Origin of the sequence: Desulfotomaculum copahuensis (assembly GCF_001655685.1) — a bacterium.
In the GTDB taxonomy this organism is placed as follows: Bacteria; Bacillota; Desulfotomaculia; order Desulfotomaculales; family Desulfovirgulaceae; genus Desulfotomaculum_G; species Desulfotomaculum_G copahuensis.
In genome coordinates this window covers 48416-67791 of record NZ_LYVF01000009.1, presented here as the reverse complement: position 1 = coordinate 67791, position 19376 = coordinate 48416, and the positions used below count along the sequence as shown (strand labels likewise).

The following is a 19376-nucleotide window of genomic DNA, read 5'->3' as shown; positions in this document are numbered from 1 at the left end:
GCGGCAGTTTAAAATAATATATTCGGAGGTATGATTCTTGTCCGAATTGGAACAGGTTGGTGCAAAGTTATCCCAGGCGCTGGTGATTATCCGGGAAGCTGTGGATTTGAGTTTGCAAATCATGAGCCAGGGCCCGTCCAAGGCCAAAGAAGTGACAGCGTTATGGGAAAACTTTTTACGTGAATTCCTCAGTTATATCAAACAAAAAAGCCGGGAAACCGGACGTAACCTGTTTTCCGCCATCTCCTTCCCCCGCATCTGGCCCCGTTGACGGATACCACGGTGTTTTAACGGGCCGGGCGGTTCAAGGCGATCCATTTTTCCCTTTCCGCCCGGCTTTCCCGCGGCCGGCCGCCATCAATAACCAGCGCCAGCCAGATTAAAAGCAAGGCGATGATCAGCGTGACGGCGTGAAAACGCAGCACTTGTGCCAGCAAGCCGCCCGGGCCGCCCGCCCGTCCGACAAAGAGCAACGGCCCGGCGGCCAACCCCAGACCGTATACAGCCAGCCCGGCGGCCGCCGGACGGAAGTTGGCCGAACCCAACTCAAGCAGCAGGCCCGCCAAAAGCAACGGGACCGTGAGCCAGACGGCAAACAACGGCCAGCGCAGAAACGGCAGCAGGATTGCAAGCACCACGGCCAGACCGTTCAGGTATCTTCCGGCCGGGGCCACCCGCTTGAACCAGGTGTGTTTTTCCATGGTCAAACCGAAAAATTCCACGGCCAGAAAAAAGACCTCCCGCCAGGCCAGCACCTTCTGCCAGGTGTTTAAGGTGGGGGTGATCACGGGCAGTGAATCAGGATCATGCCTGATCACCGGATTTAAATAGGACAATATTTCCGGCCCCAGGGACAATACCAGGGTGGCCGTCCAAACCGGCCACTGATCAAGCGGGTCCAACCGGCCCAGGTAAACGGCGGTCAGGTATACGGCGGCAAAAAACATGGCGTGCAGCGGCCGCCAGGAGGCGCACCACAGGGGCAGCAGGCTGAGCGCCAGTACGGGCAACAAGATAACCGCCGCCAGATAAGGGGTGAACGGGCGCATGCACACTCCCAGGATCAATGCCGGCAGGGCGGTATTCAGCCAGACCCCCGGGTGCCGGTAATAAGAAGCAAAAAAGTAAGCGCCAAAGGCCAGGTTGTAAACGGCGACCATAGTCAGTCCGGCCAGTGCCGGTGCGGCCGTTTGCAGCGCCAGGGGTAAAATGGGACCGAACGGGTTGAGCTCAAAGAGCATAAAGCCCTGCGCAAACGATCCCAGGATCAGGCCGGACACAAAAGAACGCCTGTGCAGGCGACCGATCCGCCAGGCTGAATACAAGCCGGACAACATGATTACCCAGGGCAAAAACAAATATTCCCCAGCCCATACCGACAACATGCCCAAAATGAGCCCTTCGAACAGGGACATCGAACGGATCGGGTAAAAATCTTTCAGGCTGCAATCATCCTGATCATCACTGTACAAAAGCCCTTCACTCCCCGTCTATAGCCTCGCCTCATGGCATTAATATTAGGTTTTTCGACAAATGGAGAAGAATTCCTGCCCTGGAAGGGAAAAAAGCAACCGTTGAACGACGGCCGCCCGGGCAGGAATATGCGCGCAGCTGTCGAAAGAAGGCGGTGACGCCCCAAAAAGGCTGTCCGGAGGTGATTGATAAATGAAGTGGCTGCTGAACATCTGTCTGAACGGACTGGCCCTGCTGCTGGTCGATTTCCTGGTGCCCGGCATTCACCTGGCCGGGATCGGACCGGCGGTGCTGGCCGCCTTTGTGCTGGGAGTGATTAACACCCTGATCCGTCCGGTGCTGATTTTTTTCACCCTGCCTCTGACGGTGGTCACCCTGGGGCTGTTCATTTTTGTGATCAATGCCGTAACCTTCACCCTTACCGCCTGGCTGGTGCCCGGTTTTCACGTCTATACTTTTTCAGGCGCCTTCTGGGGGGCTTTATTATACAGTGTGGCCGGCTGGCTGATTAACCACCTGGTGCTGGACGATTAACTGTCCGGTATGAAATCCGGGGATTTGCATGTGAATATTTATCTGAACAGTAGTATTTGACAACCAGGGGTTCAATGATAAAATAACATTAAGAGCGGGCGTTGAAAATACAAGCGGCAGTCATTGTGTACCGCTGTAAAAATGCGGAAGGGAAGGTGACAGCGATGATCCGTGTTAATGTGAAAGGGATTGCCTATGACATGTCCGGTAATCCTATTATTTTGTTGACCGACCAGCAGGAGGAACGGGTACTGCCCATCTGGGTGGGATTACTGGAGGCACACGCTATTGCCGTTGCCCTGGAAAAAGTGGCCATGCCCCGGCCGCTTACCCACGACCTGTTGAAAACTGCCTGCGAACAGCTGGGAGCGAACATTTCCCGGGTGATTATTTCGGATCTGCAAGACAGCACCTTCTACGCCGAGGTTCATCTGCACCTGCCGGAACAGGAAATGGTCCTGGACGCCCGGCCCAGCGACGCGGTAGCTCTGGCGCTGCGCGCGTCGGCGCCTGTCTTTTTGACCGATAAACTGACCGAGCAGATGATGGAAATCAAGGACATCTTCGATGATGAAACCCGTGCCGAACTGGAACAGGCGCTGGATCCGGAAATGCTCAAAGAATATAAAAAATCCCTGCATTAATGTGCCGGGCCGGGTTGATCATGCAAAGGGATAAGAAAATAACGGACGGATAAAATAATAATGCAATTTAAAAGGCAGGGGGTGCCCGCTATAACCAGGCCGCATATACCGGGGGACAACGGCTACCGCCGTCCGGAAAACATCACCGATCTGCACCGCCCCGTGGGCTCGCCCACGGCACGGGAGATCGAATCACAGCAGGCGCAACTGAAAAGCGTTCACCGCCACGGGACCGGAAAGGATATCAAATGGGGTATGGCCTGTAAAACAGGCCTGCGGGAAGTGGAACGGGAAGATTAGGGGGCCGGAAATCCGGCCCCTTACTCATTAGTAATCTATTGATGCGCTGCAGGATCGCTCCGGACCTGTACATGTGCTTCCCGGTGAACGCCCCGGTTATGTTGCCGGGGATTTGGCGTTCACTCCGGGGCTAAACCTGTGCTCCTCCGGATTTATCTTGAATTTCCACTGCCTGCCGGATCAGCAGTTGAAACACCTGTTTCATCAGCTCCGGTCTCACCCCGGCCGCCCGGGCATGCTCCCCGGCCCGGCGCAAAACTTCTTCTTCCCGGGCATAGTCGCGGATCCGTCCGGCCTGTTTCAAGCGCCCCACCTGCTCCACGAGTTGCATACGCTGAACCAGTAAATCCACCAGTTGGGCATCCACGGCGTCAATTTGCCGGCGCAATTCCGGCAGCCCCGGCCCAACCGGCTCCTGCCGGCAAACGCCGGCCGCCCGGTCTGCCTCCCCCCCCGGCACATATGCCGGATGCGGCCAGCCATCCCCGTTCCGCTCCGGCAGGCCGGTTTTTTCCAGCCCGGCCTGACTGTTGACGGCAAAACAGCAACCTTCCCCGCCCGGACCGCTGCTGCCGCCGGACCGGCACCCGGCCGCCCGGCCTGGCCCGCAGCCCGCTCCCCGTCCGGGCGCCTTACCGGCGCCCTCTTCCAGCGGGCGATAGGAACCCAGCAGGCGCAGCCCGGCGCCGCGTGCCGCCAGCGCCTGCAGCGCTTCTTTTACCGGCGCGTCCTGCCGGTGGCCGGCCAGGTCGATAAAAAACAGGTACTCGCCCAAACGGCTGCGGGCCGGACGTGATTCGATGCGGGTCAGGTTGATTCCCCGGCGGGCGAATTCCGCCAGCGCGCTGTAAAGCTCCCCGGGACGGTCGGCCACGGAGAAAATCAGGGAAGTCTTACAGCCGGCGCCGGGTTCACCGTCCTGCCTGCCGAGCACCACGAAGCGGGTGGCATTGCTTTGACAGTCATTGATTTTTTCCGCCAGCACACTCAGACCGCAGGCCCGGGCGGCTGCCCGGGTGCCGATCGCCGCCCAGGGTTCCCCGCTGGCCGCCACCATGGCAGCGGCCGCCGCCGTGCTGGCCGTTTCCATTTCCAACGCCCCGGGCAGGAGGCGCCGGAGATACCCGCGGCACTGGGCCAGCGCCTGGGGGTGGGAGAGCACCCGGCGTACCGCCGCCACCGTCATCCCCGGCCGGGCCAGCAAATGATGCTCCACCGGCAGCACCATTTCCTTTTGAATGAACAGGCCGGTAAAACGATGGGCCAACAAATCCTGGGTGCGGTTCACCGCCCCCTCGCTGGAATTTTCCAGCGGCACCAGCCCGGCCGCCAGTTCCCCCCGGTCCACGCCAGCCAGCACATCATCCAGGGATGGCAGGCACACCGGCTCCAGGTCACGCTGTTCACCGGCCGCCAGATAGTATTGCAAGGCCAGTTCGGAGAAAGTCCCCGGCGGCCCGAGATAACCGATCTTAGCCATTGCTGAACCCCTTCGCTCCAAATTTTCTTGCCTTGCACCGTGACGTATAATTCATTGCAAGCCGGTTGCCGGCCTCCACCATACCTGCCGCTCCACGGCACCCAACCCTTTTTGCATCCGGCTTCTGACTTCCGGCCTCTGACCACAGACATCCGTTTTACGCCGCGCGCCCCACGGCGGCGGCCACGGCACGCAATTCCTGCATCATGGCCGCGAACTGGGCCGGGTTGAGGGACTGCTGGCCGTCACACAGCGCCCGGGCCGGATCCGGGTGCACTTCCACAATCAGCCCGTCGGCGCCGGCCGCCACCGCCGCCCGGGCCATGGGCGCCACCAGCCGGCGGTCGCCCGTGGCGTGACTGGGATCCACAATTACCGGCAGGTGGCTCAAATTCTTCACCAGGGGCACGGCGCTCAAATCCAGTGTATTGCGGGTGGCGTTTTCAAATGTGCGGATGCCCCGCTCGCAAAGGATTACCTTTTCATTACCCTCGGACACAATATACTCCGCGGCCATCAGCCATTCCTCGATTGTGGCCGACAAACCGCGCTTCAGCAGCACCGGCTTGCCGGCGCGGCCGGCCATCTGCAGCAGGCGGAAGTTCTGCATGTTCCGCGCCCCCACCTGCAAAATATCCACGTATTGCACAGCCACTTCCAGGCTGTAGGCGTCCACTACTTCGGTCACCGTGGCCAGCCCGGTTTCCGCCGCGGCCTCGGCCATCAGCTGCAGCCCTTTTTCCTCCAATCCCTGGAAGCTGTAGGGCGAAGTGCGGGGTTTGAAGGCGCCCCCGCGCAGAACACGCGCCCCGGCCTGTTTGACCAGACGGGCCGCCGCCAGCAACTGCTCGCGGCTTTCCACCGCGCACGGCCCGGCGCAAACGACCAGTTCGCTGCCGCCGATGACCGTTTGTCCCACCGTGACCAGGCTGTCTTCTTCTTTGGCCTCCCGGCTGACCAGCTTGTATGGTTTCATGATCGGTACCACTCTTTCCACCCCCGGCATCAGTTCCAGTTCCCGCAGGTCCAGCGCCCGGCGGTCGCCCACCGCACCGATGACAATCCTTTTAATGCCGTGAATCAGATGCGCTTTGAAGCCCAACCCCTCGAGGCGCGCCACCACCGTCTGCACCTGTTCTCCGGCCGCCTGCAGATCCATGACTACCACCATTTTAACCACCCTTTCCCGTTGTTAATTTAAAATCAAAAAGCCCGCAGCATTCATCCCAAGGGACGAAAGCTGCGGGCTTCCGCGGTACCACCCTGTTTAACCGGCATAAAACTACACCGGTTCACTCATTTACAGGTACGGGAAACACCCTCACCGGACCGCCACGGCGCGAAAAAAAATAAAAGCTTGCCGTCCCAGGGACGGGAAGCTTTTGCTTGCCGCGTTACCACCCTGCTTGATCATTCCGGCAGCAGCCGGAAATGATCCGCTCGGTCCGGATACCGGATCAATACTCCGATACCCGCTTCCCCTTAACGCCGGAAGAAGGCGGCCCGGCCTACTTGCCGCCACGCGGTTTCAGCCTGCGTCTTGGGAGGGAACTTCAACCGGTCATACTCTGAAGGCGCTTCCAGTCGGTGACGCCTTCTCCCTGGAGAACTGTGTCCGGCCTACTTTCCTCCTGCATCGACTTTCACTCGATCCACTTGAACCTAATTATAACCCGGAAAGGCCGGCGGGGCAAGAGGGGATTTAAAAAAATTTCCACCCGGTGCCGGAGGATATTTTGTTGTCCAAAAAGTATATATTATGATAATATTTTAATTAATAGTATTATTAACAAAAGATCAAAGGCGGTGTATTCATTGGTTAACATTCCGGATGGCTTTTTAACCCCCCGTTCTATCGCCCTGGTGGGCGTCTCCACCCGCACCGGGCCGGCTGTCTTCAATGTCATCGACCAGGTGCTGGCCGGCGGGTTTACCGGACGCATCTACCCGGTCAACCCGCGGGGCGGGGAATTAAGGGGCCTCCCTGTTTACCGTTCGGTTTCGGAAATACCGGAAGTGGTGGATCTGGCCGTTATATCCACCCCACGCACGGCGGTGCCGGAAATAGTCCGGGAGTGCGCGGCCCGGGGCGTCAAAGCCGTCATTGTGATTACCCAGGGTTTCGCCGACGCCGACGAGGCCGGACACCGCCTGCAGGAAGAACTGCTGCAGGCCGTGTCCGGCACCGGCACCCGCCTGGTCGGTCCGAATACCATCGGCGTGGTCAATCTATACGACCATTTGAACACATCGTTCATTGAATTCACCAGGCAACCGGCCGATACGGCCACCATCTGCCAGTCAGGCATCTTTTTGCTCGGCTCGGCCGACTTCACCTGCGGGATCGGTCTGGGGGTGGACATCGGCAACGCCGCCGACATCGATTTTAACCAGACGCTGGCCGCCCTGGGCACGGACAGCCGGATCCGGGTACTCAACCTGCACATGGAAGGACTCGCGGACGGGCGCCGCTTCATGGAGATTGCCCGGCAGGTGAGCCGTGAAAAGCCTGTGCTCTGTCTGAAAACCGGCCGCAGTGAGGCCGGCGCCCGGGCGGCCAGTTCGCACAGCGGCTCTTTGGCCGGCGAGGACCATGTCTTTGGCGCCGCATTCAAACAGTGCGGCGTGATCCGGGTGCGGGACGTGGAGGAGATGCGCTACTTCAACAAGACTTTTCTCACCTACCGCTCCATGCCTGGCCGGCGCCTGGCCGTAGTCACCATCAGCGGCGGCGCGGGCATCGCCGCCGTGGACGCCTGCGGCGATTACGGCCTGGAAGCGGCCCGGTTCAGCGCGCAGACAAACGACAAGCTGGCTGCGGTATTCCCCGGTTGGATGGAGGTGGGCAACCCGGCCGACATCTGGCCGGCCGGCATGTCCCGGGGTTACCGGGAGGTTCTGGAACTGGCCCTGGACACCATTTTAGACGATCCGCAGGTGGACGCCCTGTTGATGATCAGCCCGGCCTACGTGGATCCGGACGCCGACCCGCGCCTGGACATCAGCGCTCATGTCAACCGGGCCGCCGCCCGCCACCCGGACAAGCCGCTGGCCCTGTGGATCTTCGGCGCCTACCGGCGGGAACTGACCGCCAGAATGGAAGCGGCCGGGCGGGTGGCCGTCTACCCCTCACCGGACCGGGCGGTGGCTTCCCTGGCCGTCCTTTACCGGTACGTGCACGGGATAAAAAATGCCCCCGCTGCTTTGCCGGCTGACACCGGCGGCATAAACCGGGAGCTGGTGGGGCAAATTCTGGCCGCCGCCCGCCGGGACGGACGCACCACCCTGAACGAGGAGGCGCTGGATGTGTTGCGTGCCTGCGGCATCCCGGCGCTGCCCTACACTCCGGCCATAGACGGCGCCGGAGCGGTACGGGCGGCCGCGGATTTTGGCTATCCGGTGGTGATGAAGATTGCCAGCCCGCAGATTTCCCACAAGTCCGATGTGGGCGGGGTGAAGGTTAACCTGACTGGCGCGGCGGAGGTAAGGGCGGCTTATGACGATATGCTGCACACCGTTAAAGAGCGTATGCCGCAGGCGCGGATCAACGGCGTGATCATCCAGCCCTATCGCCCCGGAGGCACCGAGGTCATCCTGGGCAGCAAGCGCGACCCCTCCTTCGGCCCGGTGCTGGTTTACGGCCTGGGCGGTATTTACACCGAACTGTTCCGGGATGTGTCCTTCCGCATCGCTCCGATCACCGGGGAAGAAGCGCGGGAAATGATCCGGGAAACCAAATCATACCGGCTGTTAAGCGGCTTTCGCGGGCGGCCCCCGGCCGACCTGGACGCCCTGGCGGAGTGCCTGCTGCGCCTGGGCCGGCTGGTCGCCGTGCAGCCGCAAATCCGGGAAATGGACATCAACCCCCTTTTAGCCGGCCCGGACGGCGCTGTGGCCGTGGACGCCCGGATCACCATCGACAACCATACCGGTGAAGAGACGCCGGAACAGAAATAGCGCCGGCACCCCGCGACCTTTCGGCTGGCGGCTATCCCGCCACCCACGGTTCGCCGTCCGGAGCCGCTTCCTTCATGTCCACCAGCACCGCCAGGAAAGCCTCCACCACCGCCGGATCGAACTGTGTGCCGGCGCAGCGGCACAGTTCCTGCACCGCTTCCGGCCAGGGCCGTGCCGGTTGGTGCGGCCGGACGGTGATCATGGCGTCGAAGGCGGCCGCCACGGCAATCACCCGTGCGCCCAGGGGAATCTCCTCCCCCTTCAGCCCGGCCGGGTAGCCGCTGCCGTCATAGCGCTCCTGATGATGCATGACCAGCGGTACCAAAGGCTCCAGCGCCCGGATCGGCCGGATGATGTTGGCTCCGGTCACCGGATGCTGCTTGATCTGCTCCCATTCCTGATCGGTCAGCGGACCGGGTTTGTTCAAAATCTCCCGGCAGATACGCACCTTGCCCAAATCGTGTACAAAAGCGGCCAGCCGGATGCGGTTTATTTCACCCACCGGCAGGCCCAGTTCCTGGGCGGCGGCGGTGGCGTAACGCACCACCCGCTCGGTATGGGCGTATGTGTAGCGATCTTTGGCGTCGATCACCTGCAGCAGTGTTTTGATCATATAAGTCAGCGGCGACTCGGGCTGCTTCAATTGCAACTCCAACTCGGGCAGGGCGGAAAAATAGGGTTCCACCCGCTTGCCCGTACCTCCTTTGGCCCGGTACAGGGCCTGGTCGGCCATCTTGACCAGACCCCAGGTGCTGGTGGCGTTGGTGGGATAAACGGCCAGCCCCATGGAAACGGTCAGCTTGCCCGCCGGCAGGCGTCCGGCGTTGAGGAAGGGATAATGTTCAATCCTTTCCTCCAGGGATTCGGCCAACTCCCGCGCGGTGGTGCTGTCGGCGCCCGGCATGATCACGGCGAACTCGTCTCCGCCGTAGCGGGCGACCACATCCCCGGGGCGCACACCGGCGAGCAAAACCTGGCCGAATTCTTTTAACAGATCGTCCCCCATCGGATGGCCCAGAATGTCGTTGTATTCCTTGAAATTATCGATATCCAGCATCAGCAGGGCCAAATGGCCTTTTTCCACCATCGCCCGCAGCATTTCATCCCCCAGGCGGTCGAAGAGATAGCGGTAGTTGTACAAACCGGTCAGGGAGTCACGTACGGCCAGACCCTGCAGTTCGCGGTTTTCCCGGCGCAACAGCTCCTCCCGCGCCTTGCGCTCGGTGATGTCCCGGGCAATCAGCATGGCGCCCACCACACCGCCACCGCCAAAGGAAAAAGGCTGGGCATCAATCATCAGCACGTGCCGTCCGCCGTCCGGACGCTGGTATATATATTCTTCATTGCACCGGGCCGCCCCGTCGGACAACACCTGTAAAAAGGGATAGTCAAATGGCGCCGCCCCGTCAGGCGCGAAGACCTGCTCAAAATCCTTCCCCTGGATTGCCGCCCCGTCAACACCGAACAGGCGCTCGGCGACCGGATTGATGCCGGTAATCCGCCCGGATTTATTCACTGTAACAATGGCGTTACGGCTGCTGGCCATGACCATGGCATAAGTACCGGCCTCCTGTCTAATGCGCCGGCTCAAGGAAACCAGCAGCAGGACCACCACCAGCACGCCCGCCGCCAGTATAACCAGGCTGACGGCCATAACCATGGCCACCTGGCGGTGATTCTCCTGCCGGCCTTCATCCAGTTGCTCCTCTTGATAGGAGACGAATGCCCGGCTGGCGCCGATCATTCCCCGCACCTCGGAGAGGGGCAGCATATCCGCCCGCACCGGGGCGCCGGGATGGGCGTCTTTCCAGGCAATGGCCTGATCGCCCTGTTCCTTGAACAGCTGATACTTGTCAGCCAGGTCCGCCACAAGCTTTTTACCCTGCTCCGTATGCACATATTCTTTTAAGCCGGCCATCCGCCGCGTGGCGTTCTCTTCCTCCAGCTGATAACCATCCACGTACCGGCGCTCGCCGGTGAGCAGGTAGCTTTTCACCATCAGAGCCATGTATTCATGAGAAGCCAGCAGGCCTTTGGCCTCACTGACCTTCCAGGCCCGTTCGCTGATCAGCACCGAGTAGGAGCGGTCAATGGCCTGCAACTGCCACAGGGACAACCCGCCGACCAGAAACAAAAATACCAGAATGATCCCCAGTCCCAGTAAAAGATTTTGTTTGATGTGAAACTGCATCCCCGCCTTGCCCCTCCCCGGTTGTTATTGTGAGAACTTTCTCATACCATTATACAACGCTTTTTGCCGCAATGACAGTACCAATTAACAAACCGGCATCCGCAAGGGAATATACGGCCATCTTCCAACCCATGCCTTTCATAGTATTTAGTCAAGAATAAAAAGATGCACTGATCTTATTTTCGCGATTGAAGTCGCCGCTTCCTGCCGGACGGGGAAAATTCCCCGGCGACTGCGTTACCCCGTGCAGCAGTTAAAACTGGACCAAGCTGCCTATCGACAACCAAAACAGCTCATGATATAATCTTGCAAACTGGTTCTTCGGCTTCCGGCAAATATCCTTCTCCTTGGTTTGGGGGCGGGAAGTTTTTGTTCAGGCCCTAAACCAGTAAAACCCCGATTAAGGAGAGGGTTCGTGCATGGTTTATGAGGACAAATTGCTCACCTGCAGGGATTGCGGTGCTGAATTCGTCTTCACCGCCGGGGAGCAGGCCTTTTATGCCGAAAAGGGCCTGACCAACCAGCCCGGACGGTGCCGCGAGTGCCGGCGCCGCCGTAAGGAACAACAGGGCGATACGAACGGGGAAAGGCAGATGTATGACGCTGTCTGCTCCACCTGCGGCGCCCCCACCCGGGTTCCGTTCAAGCCTACTGGACGCAAACCCGTTTATTGCCGGGAATGTATGTCCATCAACCGGCGGATGAGTTTTCGCTAACAACCGGAGGCCTCGACCCGGCGGGTCGGGGTCTCTTTTCATTCGCCTGGCTTTGTGCTTGTTTTTTCGTTTCCCGGGCGCAGGTGCCGGCGTATTTTTTCAACCTCCCTTCCAGCCGCGTCAGGTCTTTTCCCGGAAAGCGGCCGGCGCCGTTGTGCCTGCAACAACCTATGGCTGTTTTTCTTTTTTAGCGGTATAATTAGAAAACAGGCGGGTGACAATACCATGTTGACAGTTGAAGCATTGAAAAACGCATTGAAACGTTTTCGCGGCGGGAACCACCGGCCATCACGGCCGGATTAACAATTGTTGTGAGGTGAATGAGGAAGTGATTAATCCTGTTGCCATCCATCTGGGTCCGCTGCCGATACGCTGGTACGGTATTTTGATGGCCTCGGCATTTGTCATCGGCATTATCCTGGCCAGCCGCCGGGCGCGGCAAAACAAGCTGGATCCCAACCATATCCTGAATATGATCACTCTGATCATTCCGGCGGCGATTATCGGCGCCCGCCTGTACTACGTGCTCTTTGAGTGGTCCAGCTACCAGCACAACCCGCTGGAGGCACTGGCCGTCTGGCATGGCGGACTGGCCATTCATGGCGGACTGATCGGCGGCGCCCTGGCCGGGCTCTGGTATGCCCGCCGGCACCGGTTGAAAATCTGGCAGTTGGCCGACATTATGGCGCCCAGCTTGATCCTGGGCCAGGCTATCGGCCGCTGGGGCAACTTTATCAACCAGGAAGCGCACGGGGGGCCGGTTTCAGCTTCTTTTATGGCCCACTTTCCGGCTTTTATCCGCAGGCAGATGTTCATCAACGGGCAGTACTACCAGCCCACCTTTTTATATGAATCCCTATGGGACCTGGCGGTGTTCATTTTTCTCCTGTGGTACTGGCCCCGCCGCCGTTTCAGGGGCGAGGTGGCCATGCTCTATCTGGGACTCTACTCGGTGGGCCGGTTCGTGGTGGAGGGCATGCGCACGGACAGCCTGATGCTGGGACCGATCCGGGTGGCTCAGCTGGTCAGCGTAGTCCTGGTACTGGTCTGCATCGCCGGCATATTCTACGGGCGCACCCGCGCGGCCGCCAACCCCGGACCGGTTAAAACGGAACAAAAATAGCGCCCGGGGGACAACCCGGTCCGTTCCTGAAACCGGCCGCATAATTAAGCGGTCCGGTTTTTCTTTTAATCAAAATTTAACCTGTCCGGCACTTTAACCTTAACATTGACATTATATACTGAAAGCAAGAAAATTCCGGAGGGTGAAAAGAATGATCAGCGGGCAGAGCCTGGCGGACGCCACCAACGCCCTGCAGGAAAAAGGGCTGAAGGTGTCGCCGATCAAAGGCACCGAGCAGTTGCGCACCGAATTTCCCCGTGGTTATTATGTTTCCATCGGTAAGCACGTGGCCCTGGAACTGGCGGAGCGGATTAAAAACAACCCGCAAATTGACGCGGATCGCATCAGCGAATACTTCCGGGCACGCATTTTCTACGGCCCGGCAGTGGCCAATTCCATGCTGGACGCCCCCCGCAGCCAGGTAAGAAAACCGGCTTAACCTCCTCTCCCCAAACATAAATGCCGTGCCGGCAACGGCGTTCCCGCCTCCACGTAAGGCGGGAACGCTTTTTTTATCTCCCGCCTGTAATTTACAGCCGGTTTATCCAGCGCACTTGCCTGCCGGTCCATTTTATGGTAAGCTCAGGATATAGTGAGAAAGGTCAATATTTGCCGGCATCCGGCGGAGAAAGGAAGCGTAATACGTTGACCAGACGGTCCAAACCGGCGCGGAAGGAATTGAAATACGAACTGTGCGGACTTGCCTTAATTTGTCTGGCCCTGCTCGGTCTGGCCAGTCTGTTCACGCCGGCGGTGGGGGCAACCGGCCATTTTCTGGCGCGGGGCCTGTCCATTACCGCCGGCAAGGGACGGTACCTGCTGCCGGTTTTGTTGATCCCGCTGGGGGTAAAAGTAATGCGTGAAGGCAGCCGCACGCGGATTACCCCCCGAACGGGGGGCATAGCTTTGATCCTGATCGCTTTTTTAACCGCCCTGCATCTTTCCGTTCCCCCGGCCGGCTCTTTTCCGGCCGCCATGCATGGTGACGGCGGCGGCCTGGCCGGAGCGGCGGCCTGCTGGTTGTTCCGTATATTTTTCGGCCAGATCGGCAGCTATATCGTGCTTGGTGCCGTGACACTCACCGGCATCCTTTTGTTGACCGGCAAATCACTGGTCCAACTGGGCAAAATGGTTGCGGCCCTCCCGGCCGGCCTTGCCCGGCGGATCCGGCAACGACTGGAGAACCTGCTTTCTCAAACCACGGAAGAAAACAAAAATGGCCGTAAAGTGGTTTCCCTGCCCGTAGAACGGCCGATCCCGCCCAATCTGGCGGCGGGTGGAGAGCCTTCCGGGACGGAACCGGAGACCATCCCCGGGCCGGAAACCGGCAAACGGCGCAACAGCGCCCGCTGCGCCCGGGAACCGCGGGAGCCACAGGCCCAGATTGCCGCCGAAGCGGCAACGCTTCCCTGCGCCCTGGCCGATGGACGCGCCTACCGGCTGCCACCCACAAGCCTGCTTACCCGCCCCCAACCGCGGGATGGCAGCAGTCTGAGCAAGGAAATAGAAGAAAAAATACACGTGCTTGAAGAGACCCTGACCAATTTCGGCATCAAGGCCAGGGTGGCCCAGGTGGCGGTGGGGCCGGCTATCACCCGGTATGAGATCCAGCCGCCGGCCGGGATCAAGGTGAGCCGTATCGTCGGCCTGGCCGATGACATCGCCCTGGCCATGGCCGCCCCGGATGTACGCATTGAGGCGCCCATCCCCGGTAAGGCGGCGGTGGGCATCGAGGTACCCAACCGGGAGATTGCCACCGTACAGCTGCGGGAATTGCTGGAATACAGGGAATTTACCGGTGCCGCCTCCCGGCTGACCGTCGCACTGGGCCGTGATATCGCCGGCACACCCGTTTTAGCGGATCTGGGCCGCATGCCCCACCTGCTGGTAGCCGGGGCCACCGGTTCGGGCAAAAGCGTGTGCATCAACACGCTAATCGCCAGCATACTGTTCAAGGCCACACCCGACGAAGTGAAGCTGCTCATGATCGATCCGAAAATGGTCGAGCTGACCACCTACAACGGCATCCCGCACCTGGTCGCACCGGTGGTCACCGATGCCAAAAAGGCCGCCGGAACATTGCGCTGGGCGGTCAAAGAAATGGAACGCCGTTATGAGCTTTTTGCCGGCGCCGGGGTGCGCGAAATAAGCCGTTACAACAGCCAGGTGGAAAAAACGGCAACTGCGGCCGGCGCTGACCCGGACCGGGAAGGGGAGATTCCCCGCCGCCTGCCCTTCGTGGTAATCATTATTGATGAACTGGCCGATTTAATGATGGTAGCCCCGGCCGACGTTGAAGATTCCATCTGCCGTTTGGCGCAAATGGCCCGGGCGGCGGGCATGCATCTGGTGGTGGCCACCCAGCGTCCTTCTGTTGACGTGATCACCGGCCTGATCAAGGCCAACATTCCGTCCCGTATCTCCTTCGCCGTTTCCTCCCAGACCGATTCCCGCACCATTTTGGATATGGCCGGGGCGGAAAAGTTGCTGGGCAAAGGGGACATGCTGTTTTACCCGGTCGGTGCGCCGAAACCCCTGCGGGTGCAGGGCGCCTTTCTGTCGGACAGTGAAGTGGAAAGCCTGACTGGATTCCTGCGTCAACAGGCCAAACCGGTATTTGACGAACAGGCGGTGCAGGCGCAACCGGTGGAAGATGACTCCGCCGGACCGGAAGACGATGATGAATTGTTGCCCCAGGCCGTACGGATTCTGATTGAAAACGGTCACGCCTCCATTTCCATGCTCCAGCGCCGCCTGCACATCGGTTACGCCCGGGCGGCCCGTTTGATCGATATGATGGAAAGACGGGGCATCGTGGGTGGATTCGAAGGCAGCAAGCCCCGGGCCATACTGATGACCATGGAACAATACCGGCAGGTCTTCAAGCAGGAGCGCACCGGTTGACTTGCGCACCCAAAAATGATAAATTTTTAGCAAAGGAGGGATCAGTCATGGGTTCGTTCATGGATAACTGGACCGTTTTCTATGCCGGTATGGTCATTATTCTTGGCGTCGGTGTCCTGGCGGCCATTTTTGCCAAACCGGTCAATGAGGAAATTGCGCAGGTGGAGGAAAGGTCCAATGGCCGCACGGCAGCTCACTAATCAATAAACCGGTGTACAAGAATTCCCCGGCAAAGGGAATTCTTTTACTATACTTGTGCCGCCTGCCGCCTATGGTATACAATCACTGAAAGGACGGTGTTTTGCAAGATGAAGTTGTTTTCCCGCAAACGGTCCCTTTTTCCCCCGCCCGTTTTTCTGCTGTTATTCCTGCTGGTGGCGTCGGTGGTTTTGGCCGGATGCGGCCAGACGGCCCGCCCCGGCGGTCAAAAACCGCCGGTAGGACAATCACCGGCCGGACAAAACACGGCTCAACAGCAACCGCTTGCTCTGCCGGTTTATTACCTGAAGTCGGCGGATGGAGAAGAGTACCTGGTCCGGGAAATCCATTACGTTTCCAACACCGGGGATCCGGTGACCGCGGCCCTGGAGAAACTGATCGCGGGCCGGCCGGTTACTCCCGGGGCCGCACGCGTACTGCCGCCGGATACCAAAATACTGGGTGTCAAGATTAGTAACGGACTGGCCACGGTGAATTTCTCGCCGGAAGTGCTCAAGGCGAACGTAGGCGCGGAAGGTGAGGCGCTGGGCATCCAAAGCATAGTGGACACTTTAACCGAGTTTCCGGAAATAAAAGCGGTCTCTTTTGAAGTGAATGGTAAAGTGGACCAGCGCACAAAAGACTGGTGGGGCCACGTCGGTTTATACGAACAGCCTTTTCATCGCGACGTATCCCGGGTATATGAACCGGCCATCTGGGTCACCCATCCGACCACAAACCAGATTGCCGGCGTACCCCTGCTGATCAAGGGCAGCGCCCGCGTTTTTGAAGGTGCCGTTACCGCCCGTCTGCTGGATGATCAGGGCCGGGAACTAGCCAGGGGCACGGCCACCGCTTCCAGTGCCGCTCCCGGCCGGGGGGACTTTGAGATTCAATTGAAATTCACTCCACCCCCGTCCGGCAAGGGAACGCTGGAGGTATTTTCGCTCAGTCCCCGGGATGGCAGCGAGCAAAACAAGGTGACCATACCGGTAAGATGGCCTTAAGCCGGGCTTGCGCAACAAGCAAAAACCGGCCGGCATGACAGAACTTCCAGCAGCCTTGTACAACCAGGACGGTACGGCACCTTTCCTTGAACCATAATCTGTGCTATACTGGTTTTGTTCAAGATAATTCAGCTGTCGAAGATCAGGGGACAAACCGTCACGGAAGGTCTGTGAACAGCTCTGACAAAGGGGGGGACTTCTTGGCCAAAGAAAAAATCACCGCCGGTCCGGTGGTGATTGAAACATCCCTGGGTGAAACGGTGGAACATTTAACCAGACGCGTTTCCCGGGAAATGCTCTGGGTTGTGGTCAGTGCCGTGGTTTCCGTGGCCCTTGGACTGCTGGCCGGAAACCTGTTCAAGTTTTAGCGTTTCTTCGGGGCGAAGTCCGGAGACTTTGCCGCGAAGGTTTTTCCGGTCATTGCACGCTACCTGAAAACGGTCTTCACGCCGGTTGGAATCTCAAGTCCCTGCGTGTTCATCACGCAGGGACTTGTTTTGCCGAAAAGAAAACCCACTCTCCTGTGGGTTTGGGAAGAAGGAGGTATTTATTTAACCATCCGGAAAATCATCCGCTCCGGCGGATGAGATCACTGCCGGCAGCGCAGACAGTGATTCTGAAGTTATACTACTACATAATATCTCTTTTCGCTGTCGGCCGGACGACCAAATGATTGTCCGTTGTCCGACCTTTCGACAAATTGTGCCAACGGACAGGAATACACCGACCGCCTGGTCAGCCGCCGGGTGGCGGCTGAAATTCCACCGTCACCGTTGACCCCCGGGAAACATGCGCCCCGGGTGAGGGTTCCTGTTTTACCGCCACCCCGCTGCCCGACAGCTTGATGTTCAGTCCCAGATCCCCCAGCACCGCCCCGGCTTTTTTCATGGTCAGGCCGGTTAGATCCGGTATGGTGATTTGGCCGGAAGCGCTGGTAACCTGCAGGCTGACAACAGCGCCGGGATTTACATTCCGTCCGGCGGCCGGCTGTTGGCCGCTGACCACGCCCTTGTTTCCCGGCGTCCAGCAATTCAATCCCCGCTCACCGAGCAACCAGCGGGCGTCGTCCACAGGCAGCCCGATCAGATTGGGCACGGCCACATTATTCCCGCCGGCCGCAACTGTCCCTCCGGACGCGCCGTCCGGCTGTTCCTGGCCGGCCTCTTCGGGTACCCCGAAGTAACGCAGAGTGTCCCGGACCACCGCGCTGAACGCCGGCGCCGCCACATCGCCCCCGTAATACTGCCCCTGCGGTTCGGCCACCATCACCAATACGGCCACCCGCGGGTTGACAGCCGGGGCGAAACCGGCAAAGGAACTGACATACTTACCCGCCTGATACCCTCCCGGGCCGGGCACCTGGGCGGTACCCGTCTTGCCGGCCACCGTGTAGCCCGGCACCAGCGCCTTTTGACCGGTGCCCTTTGTCACCACCTTTTCTAAAAGACCGGTTTCCTGGCTTGCCGTTTCCGCGGAAATCACCCGGCGCACCAATTGCGGCCGTACATCCTTGATCACTTTGCCGGTACCGTTGGCAATCTCTTTGACCAGATGGGGCTGAAGCAACTGCCCGCCGTTGGCCACCGCGCAGATAGCGGTCAGCAGTTGCACCGGTGTAACGGCAATGGATTGTCCGATGGACATGGTGGCCACATTCAACGGGGAAGCATTTTTTTCCGGAATGACAATGCCCGGTTCCTCCCCGGGCAGGTCGATATTGGTTGGTGAACCGAAACCGAAACCTTGAATATACTTATAGAGCCTGTCCCGGCCCAGGCGCAGGCCGACCTGGGCAAAAACGGCGTTGAGGGAATCCTCCACCCCCCGGGCAAAGGAAACGCTGCCCAGGTTGTTCCTTTCCGCATCGTAAATCCGCCGCCCCTGCACCACTGCATAGCCGGGATCGTCAAACCAGTCCCCCGGATGCACTACACCCTCCTCCAGCCCGGCGGCTGTGACGATAATTTTAAAGGTGGAACCGGGTTCATAGGTATAATAGGTGGCCGGGTTCTGGCCCCAGACCCGGGAAGGATAATCCTGCCAATGGGATGGATCGAATGTGGGGCGGCTGCCCATGGCCAGCACTTCGCCGGTCTGCGGATCCATGACCAGGATCACCGCCCGGGCCGGTTTATAAGTCGCAACAATCCGGTCCAGCTCCCGTTCTACAAAAAACTGGATGGTCTGGTCGATGGTCAGCGTCAGCTGGTCTCCCGGCCGGGAAGGGTAAATCAGGGCGTCCGTCTGCGGGATCTGGCGTCCGTCGGCATCAACCTGCATCACCAGGCGCCCGGGAGCACCGGAGAGCTCCCGGTCGTAACTCTTCTCCAGGCCGTACAGCCCCTGGTTGTCGTTGCCGGCGAAACCCAGCACATTGGCCGCCAGGCTGCCCTGTTTGTAAGCACGCTTGCTGGTTTCAACAAAACCCAGGCCGCTTATATTCAGGTGGCGCAGTTTTTCCTCAGTGGCAAAATCAACTCCGTACTTCAACCAGGCAAAAGGCTCCTTGCCGCTAAGTTTTTTATATACCTCGTCCCGTTTCAGCCCGAGCAGGGGAGCGATCTTGTCCGCCGCCGCATCCGGGTGCTTGAACAATTCCGGGTTGGCATAAACGGAATAACAGGGCACACTGGTCACCAGCAGATTATGGTTGCGATCATAAATATTCCCCCGCTCGGGCTGCAGGGTTATTTCCCTGGTCTGGACCTGCTCCGCTTCCCGGCGCAGTTCGCCGCCCCAGACCAGCTGCACCCAGAACAGGCGCAAGATGAGCAGGGCAAAAATAACCGTACCGGCAAGCATGACAATGGTCACCCGGCGGGGAATTAAATTTATGCGTTCAGACATGG

General features: G+C 59.4%; 17 protein-coding genes. 12 read left to right on the top strand and 5 right to left on the bottom strand.

Features of this window, described 5'->3' with window-relative positions; genetic code table 11:
* Window positions 1-37: 37 nt before the first annotated feature.
* Window positions 38-271 carry a hypothetical protein gene (locus tag A6M21_RS00995; protein ID WP_066666035.1) on the top strand — a complete coding sequence of 78 codons (234 nt, stop codon included), beginning with the start codon at window positions 38-40 and terminating at the stop codon, window positions 269-271.
* 16 nt (window positions 272-287) lie between these two features.
* On the opposite strand, the gene A6M21_RS00990 is transcribed toward A6M21_RS00995, so the two are convergent.
* The gene (locus A6M21_RS00990; protein ID WP_066666034.1) at window positions 288-1472 is read right to left on the bottom strand and encodes a hypothetical protein; all 1185 of its coding nucleotides are present in this window, start codon (window positions 1470-1472) and stop codon (window positions 288-290) included.
* 193 nt (window positions 1473-1665) lie between these two features.
* Here A6M21_RS00990 and A6M21_RS00985 point away from each other — a divergent pair, with 193 nt between their 5' ends.
* From A6M21_RS00985 to A6M21_RS00975, 3 genes are all read left to right on the top strand, one after another.
* Window positions 1666-2007 (top strand): phage holin family protein, encoded by a 342-nt coding sequence (locus A6M21_RS00985; RefSeq protein ID WP_066666033.1) that lies wholly within the window; start codon window positions 1666-1668, stop codon window positions 2005-2007.
* A 164-nt stretch (window positions 2008-2171) separates the two neighbouring features.
* Window positions 2172-2651 (top strand): bifunctional nuclease family protein, encoded by a 480-nt coding sequence (locus tag A6M21_RS00980; protein ID WP_066666091.1) that lies wholly within the window; start codon window positions 2172-2174, stop codon window positions 2649-2651.
* Between the two features lie 60 nt (window positions 2652-2711).
* Complete coding sequence (locus A6M21_RS00975) at window positions 2712-2951, top strand: hypothetical protein (RefSeq protein ID WP_066666032.1); 240 nt, start codon at window positions 2712-2714, stop codon at window positions 2949-2951.
* A gap of 130 nt (window positions 2952-3081) precedes the next feature.
* Here the strand turns inward: A6M21_RS00975 and pheA are convergent, their stop codons facing one another.
* Window positions 3082-4431 carry a prephenate dehydratase gene (gene pheA, locus A6M21_RS18580; protein ID WP_066666031.1) on the bottom strand — a complete coding sequence of 450 codons (1350 nt, stop codon included), beginning with the start codon at window positions 4429-4431 and terminating at the stop codon, window positions 3082-3084.
* Between the two features lie 157 nt (window positions 4432-4588).
* Complete coding sequence (gene aroF, locus A6M21_RS00965; protein ID WP_066666030.1) at window positions 4589-5602, bottom strand: 3-deoxy-7-phosphoheptulonate synthase; 1014 nt, start codon at window positions 5600-5602, stop codon at window positions 4589-4591.
* A 644-nt stretch (window positions 5603-6246) separates the two neighbouring features.
* Between aroF and A6M21_RS00960 the strand changes: the two genes are divergently transcribed.
* Window positions 6247-8388 (top strand): acetate--CoA ligase family protein, encoded by a 2142-nt coding sequence (locus A6M21_RS00960; protein WP_242868720.1) that lies wholly within the window; start codon window positions 6247-6249, stop codon window positions 8386-8388.
* A gap of 31 nt (window positions 8389-8419) precedes the next feature.
* Here A6M21_RS00960 and A6M21_RS00955 read toward each other — a convergent pair whose 3' ends face one another.
* Window positions 8420-10579, bottom strand: coding sequence for a diguanylate cyclase (locus A6M21_RS00955; RefSeq protein WP_066666029.1), 2160 nt, complete (start codon window positions 10577-10579; stop codon window positions 8420-8422).
* Window positions 10580-10998: 419 nt separating this feature from the next.
* Here A6M21_RS00955 and A6M21_RS00950 point away from each other — a divergent pair, with 419 nt between their 5' ends.
* From A6M21_RS00950 to A6M21_RS18570, 7 genes are all read left to right on the top strand, one after another.
* Entirely contained in the window at window positions 10999-11295 is a 297-nt protein-coding gene (locus A6M21_RS00950) for a zinc-ribbon domain containing protein (RefSeq protein ID WP_066666028.1), read from the top strand.
* A 328-nt stretch (window positions 11296-11623) separates the two neighbouring features.
* A complete protein-coding gene (lgt, locus tag A6M21_RS00945; protein WP_066666089.1) occupies window positions 11624-12418 on the top strand; it encodes a prolipoprotein diacylglyceryl transferase in 795 nt (264 codons plus the stop codon).
* 151 nt (window positions 12419-12569) lie between these two features.
* On the top strand, window positions 12570-12857 hold the full coding sequence (locus A6M21_RS00940; protein WP_066666027.1) for a hypothetical protein: 288 nt from the start codon (window positions 12570-12572) through the stop codon (window positions 12855-12857).
* A 206-nt stretch (window positions 12858-13063) separates the two neighbouring features.
* Window positions 13064-15322 carry an FtsK/SpoIIIE family DNA translocase gene (locus tag A6M21_RS00935; RefSeq protein ID WP_066666088.1) on the top strand — a complete coding sequence of 753 codons (2259 nt, stop codon included), beginning with the start codon at window positions 13064-13066 and terminating at the stop codon, window positions 15320-15322.
* Window positions 15323-15369: 47 nt separating this feature from the next.
* A complete protein-coding gene (locus A6M21_RS18575; RefSeq protein WP_161485973.1) occupies window positions 15370-15522 on the top strand; it encodes a hypothetical protein in 153 nt (50 codons plus the stop codon).
* A gap of 108 nt (window positions 15523-15630) precedes the next feature.
* Window positions 15631-16527: a Gmad2 immunoglobulin-like domain-containing protein gene (locus A6M21_RS00930; protein ID WP_066666026.1), complete on the top strand. Its 897-nt coding sequence runs from the start codon at window positions 15631-15633 to the stop codon at window positions 16525-16527.
* Window positions 16528-16727: 200 nt separating this feature from the next.
* Window positions 16728-16895, top strand: coding sequence for a hypothetical protein (locus A6M21_RS18570; RefSeq protein ID WP_161485972.1), 168 nt, complete (start codon window positions 16728-16730; stop codon window positions 16893-16895).
* 367 nt (window positions 16896-17262) lie between these two features.
* Here A6M21_RS18570 and A6M21_RS00925 read toward each other — a convergent pair whose 3' ends face one another.
* The gene (locus tag A6M21_RS00925) at window positions 17263-19374 is read right to left on the bottom strand and encodes a penicillin-binding transpeptidase domain-containing protein (protein ID WP_066666025.1); all 2112 of its coding nucleotides are present in this window, start codon (window positions 19372-19374) and stop codon (window positions 17263-17265) included.
* Window positions 19375-19376: the final 2 nt, after the last annotated feature.

Coding starts and splice junctions, on each gene's coding strand:
- A6M21_RS00985 (WP_066666033.1), top strand. CDS start 1,666: ATGAAGTGGCTGCTGAACATCTGTCTGAACGGACTGGCCCTGCTGCTG.
- aroF (WP_066666030.1), bottom strand. CDS start 5,602: ATGGTGGTAGTCATGGATCTGCAGGCGGCCGGAGAACAGGTGCAGACG.
- A6M21_RS00925 (WP_066666025.1), bottom strand. CDS start 19,374: ATGTCTGAACGCATAAATTTAATTCCCCGCCGGGTGACCATTGTCATG.
- A6M21_RS00955 (WP_066666029.1), bottom strand. CDS start 10,579: ATGCAGTTTCACATCAAACAAAATCTTTTACTGGGACTGGGGATCATT.
- A6M21_RS00980 (WP_066666091.1), top strand. CDS start 2,172: ATGATCCGTGTTAATGTGAAAGGGATTGCCTATGACATGTCCGGTAAT.
- pheA (WP_066666031.1), bottom strand. CDS start 4,431: ATGGCTAAGATCGGTTATCTCGGGCCGCCGGGGACTTTCTCCGAACTG.
- A6M21_RS00930 (WP_066666026.1), top strand. CDS start 15,631: ATGAAGTTGTTTTCCCGCAAACGGTCCCTTTTTCCCCCGCCCGTTTTT.
- A6M21_RS00940 (WP_066666027.1), top strand. CDS start 12,570: ATGATCAGCGGGCAGAGCCTGGCGGACGCCACCAACGCCCTGCAGGAA.
- A6M21_RS18575 (WP_161485973.1), top strand. CDS start 15,370: ATGGGTTCGTTCATGGATAACTGGACCGTTTTCTATGCCGGTATGGTC.
- A6M21_RS00950 (WP_066666028.1), top strand. CDS start 10,999: ATGGTTTATGAGGACAAATTGCTCACCTGCAGGGATTGCGGTGCTGAA.
- A6M21_RS00975 (WP_066666032.1), top strand. CDS start 2,712: ATGCAATTTAAAAGGCAGGGGGTGCCCGCTATAACCAGGCCGCATATA.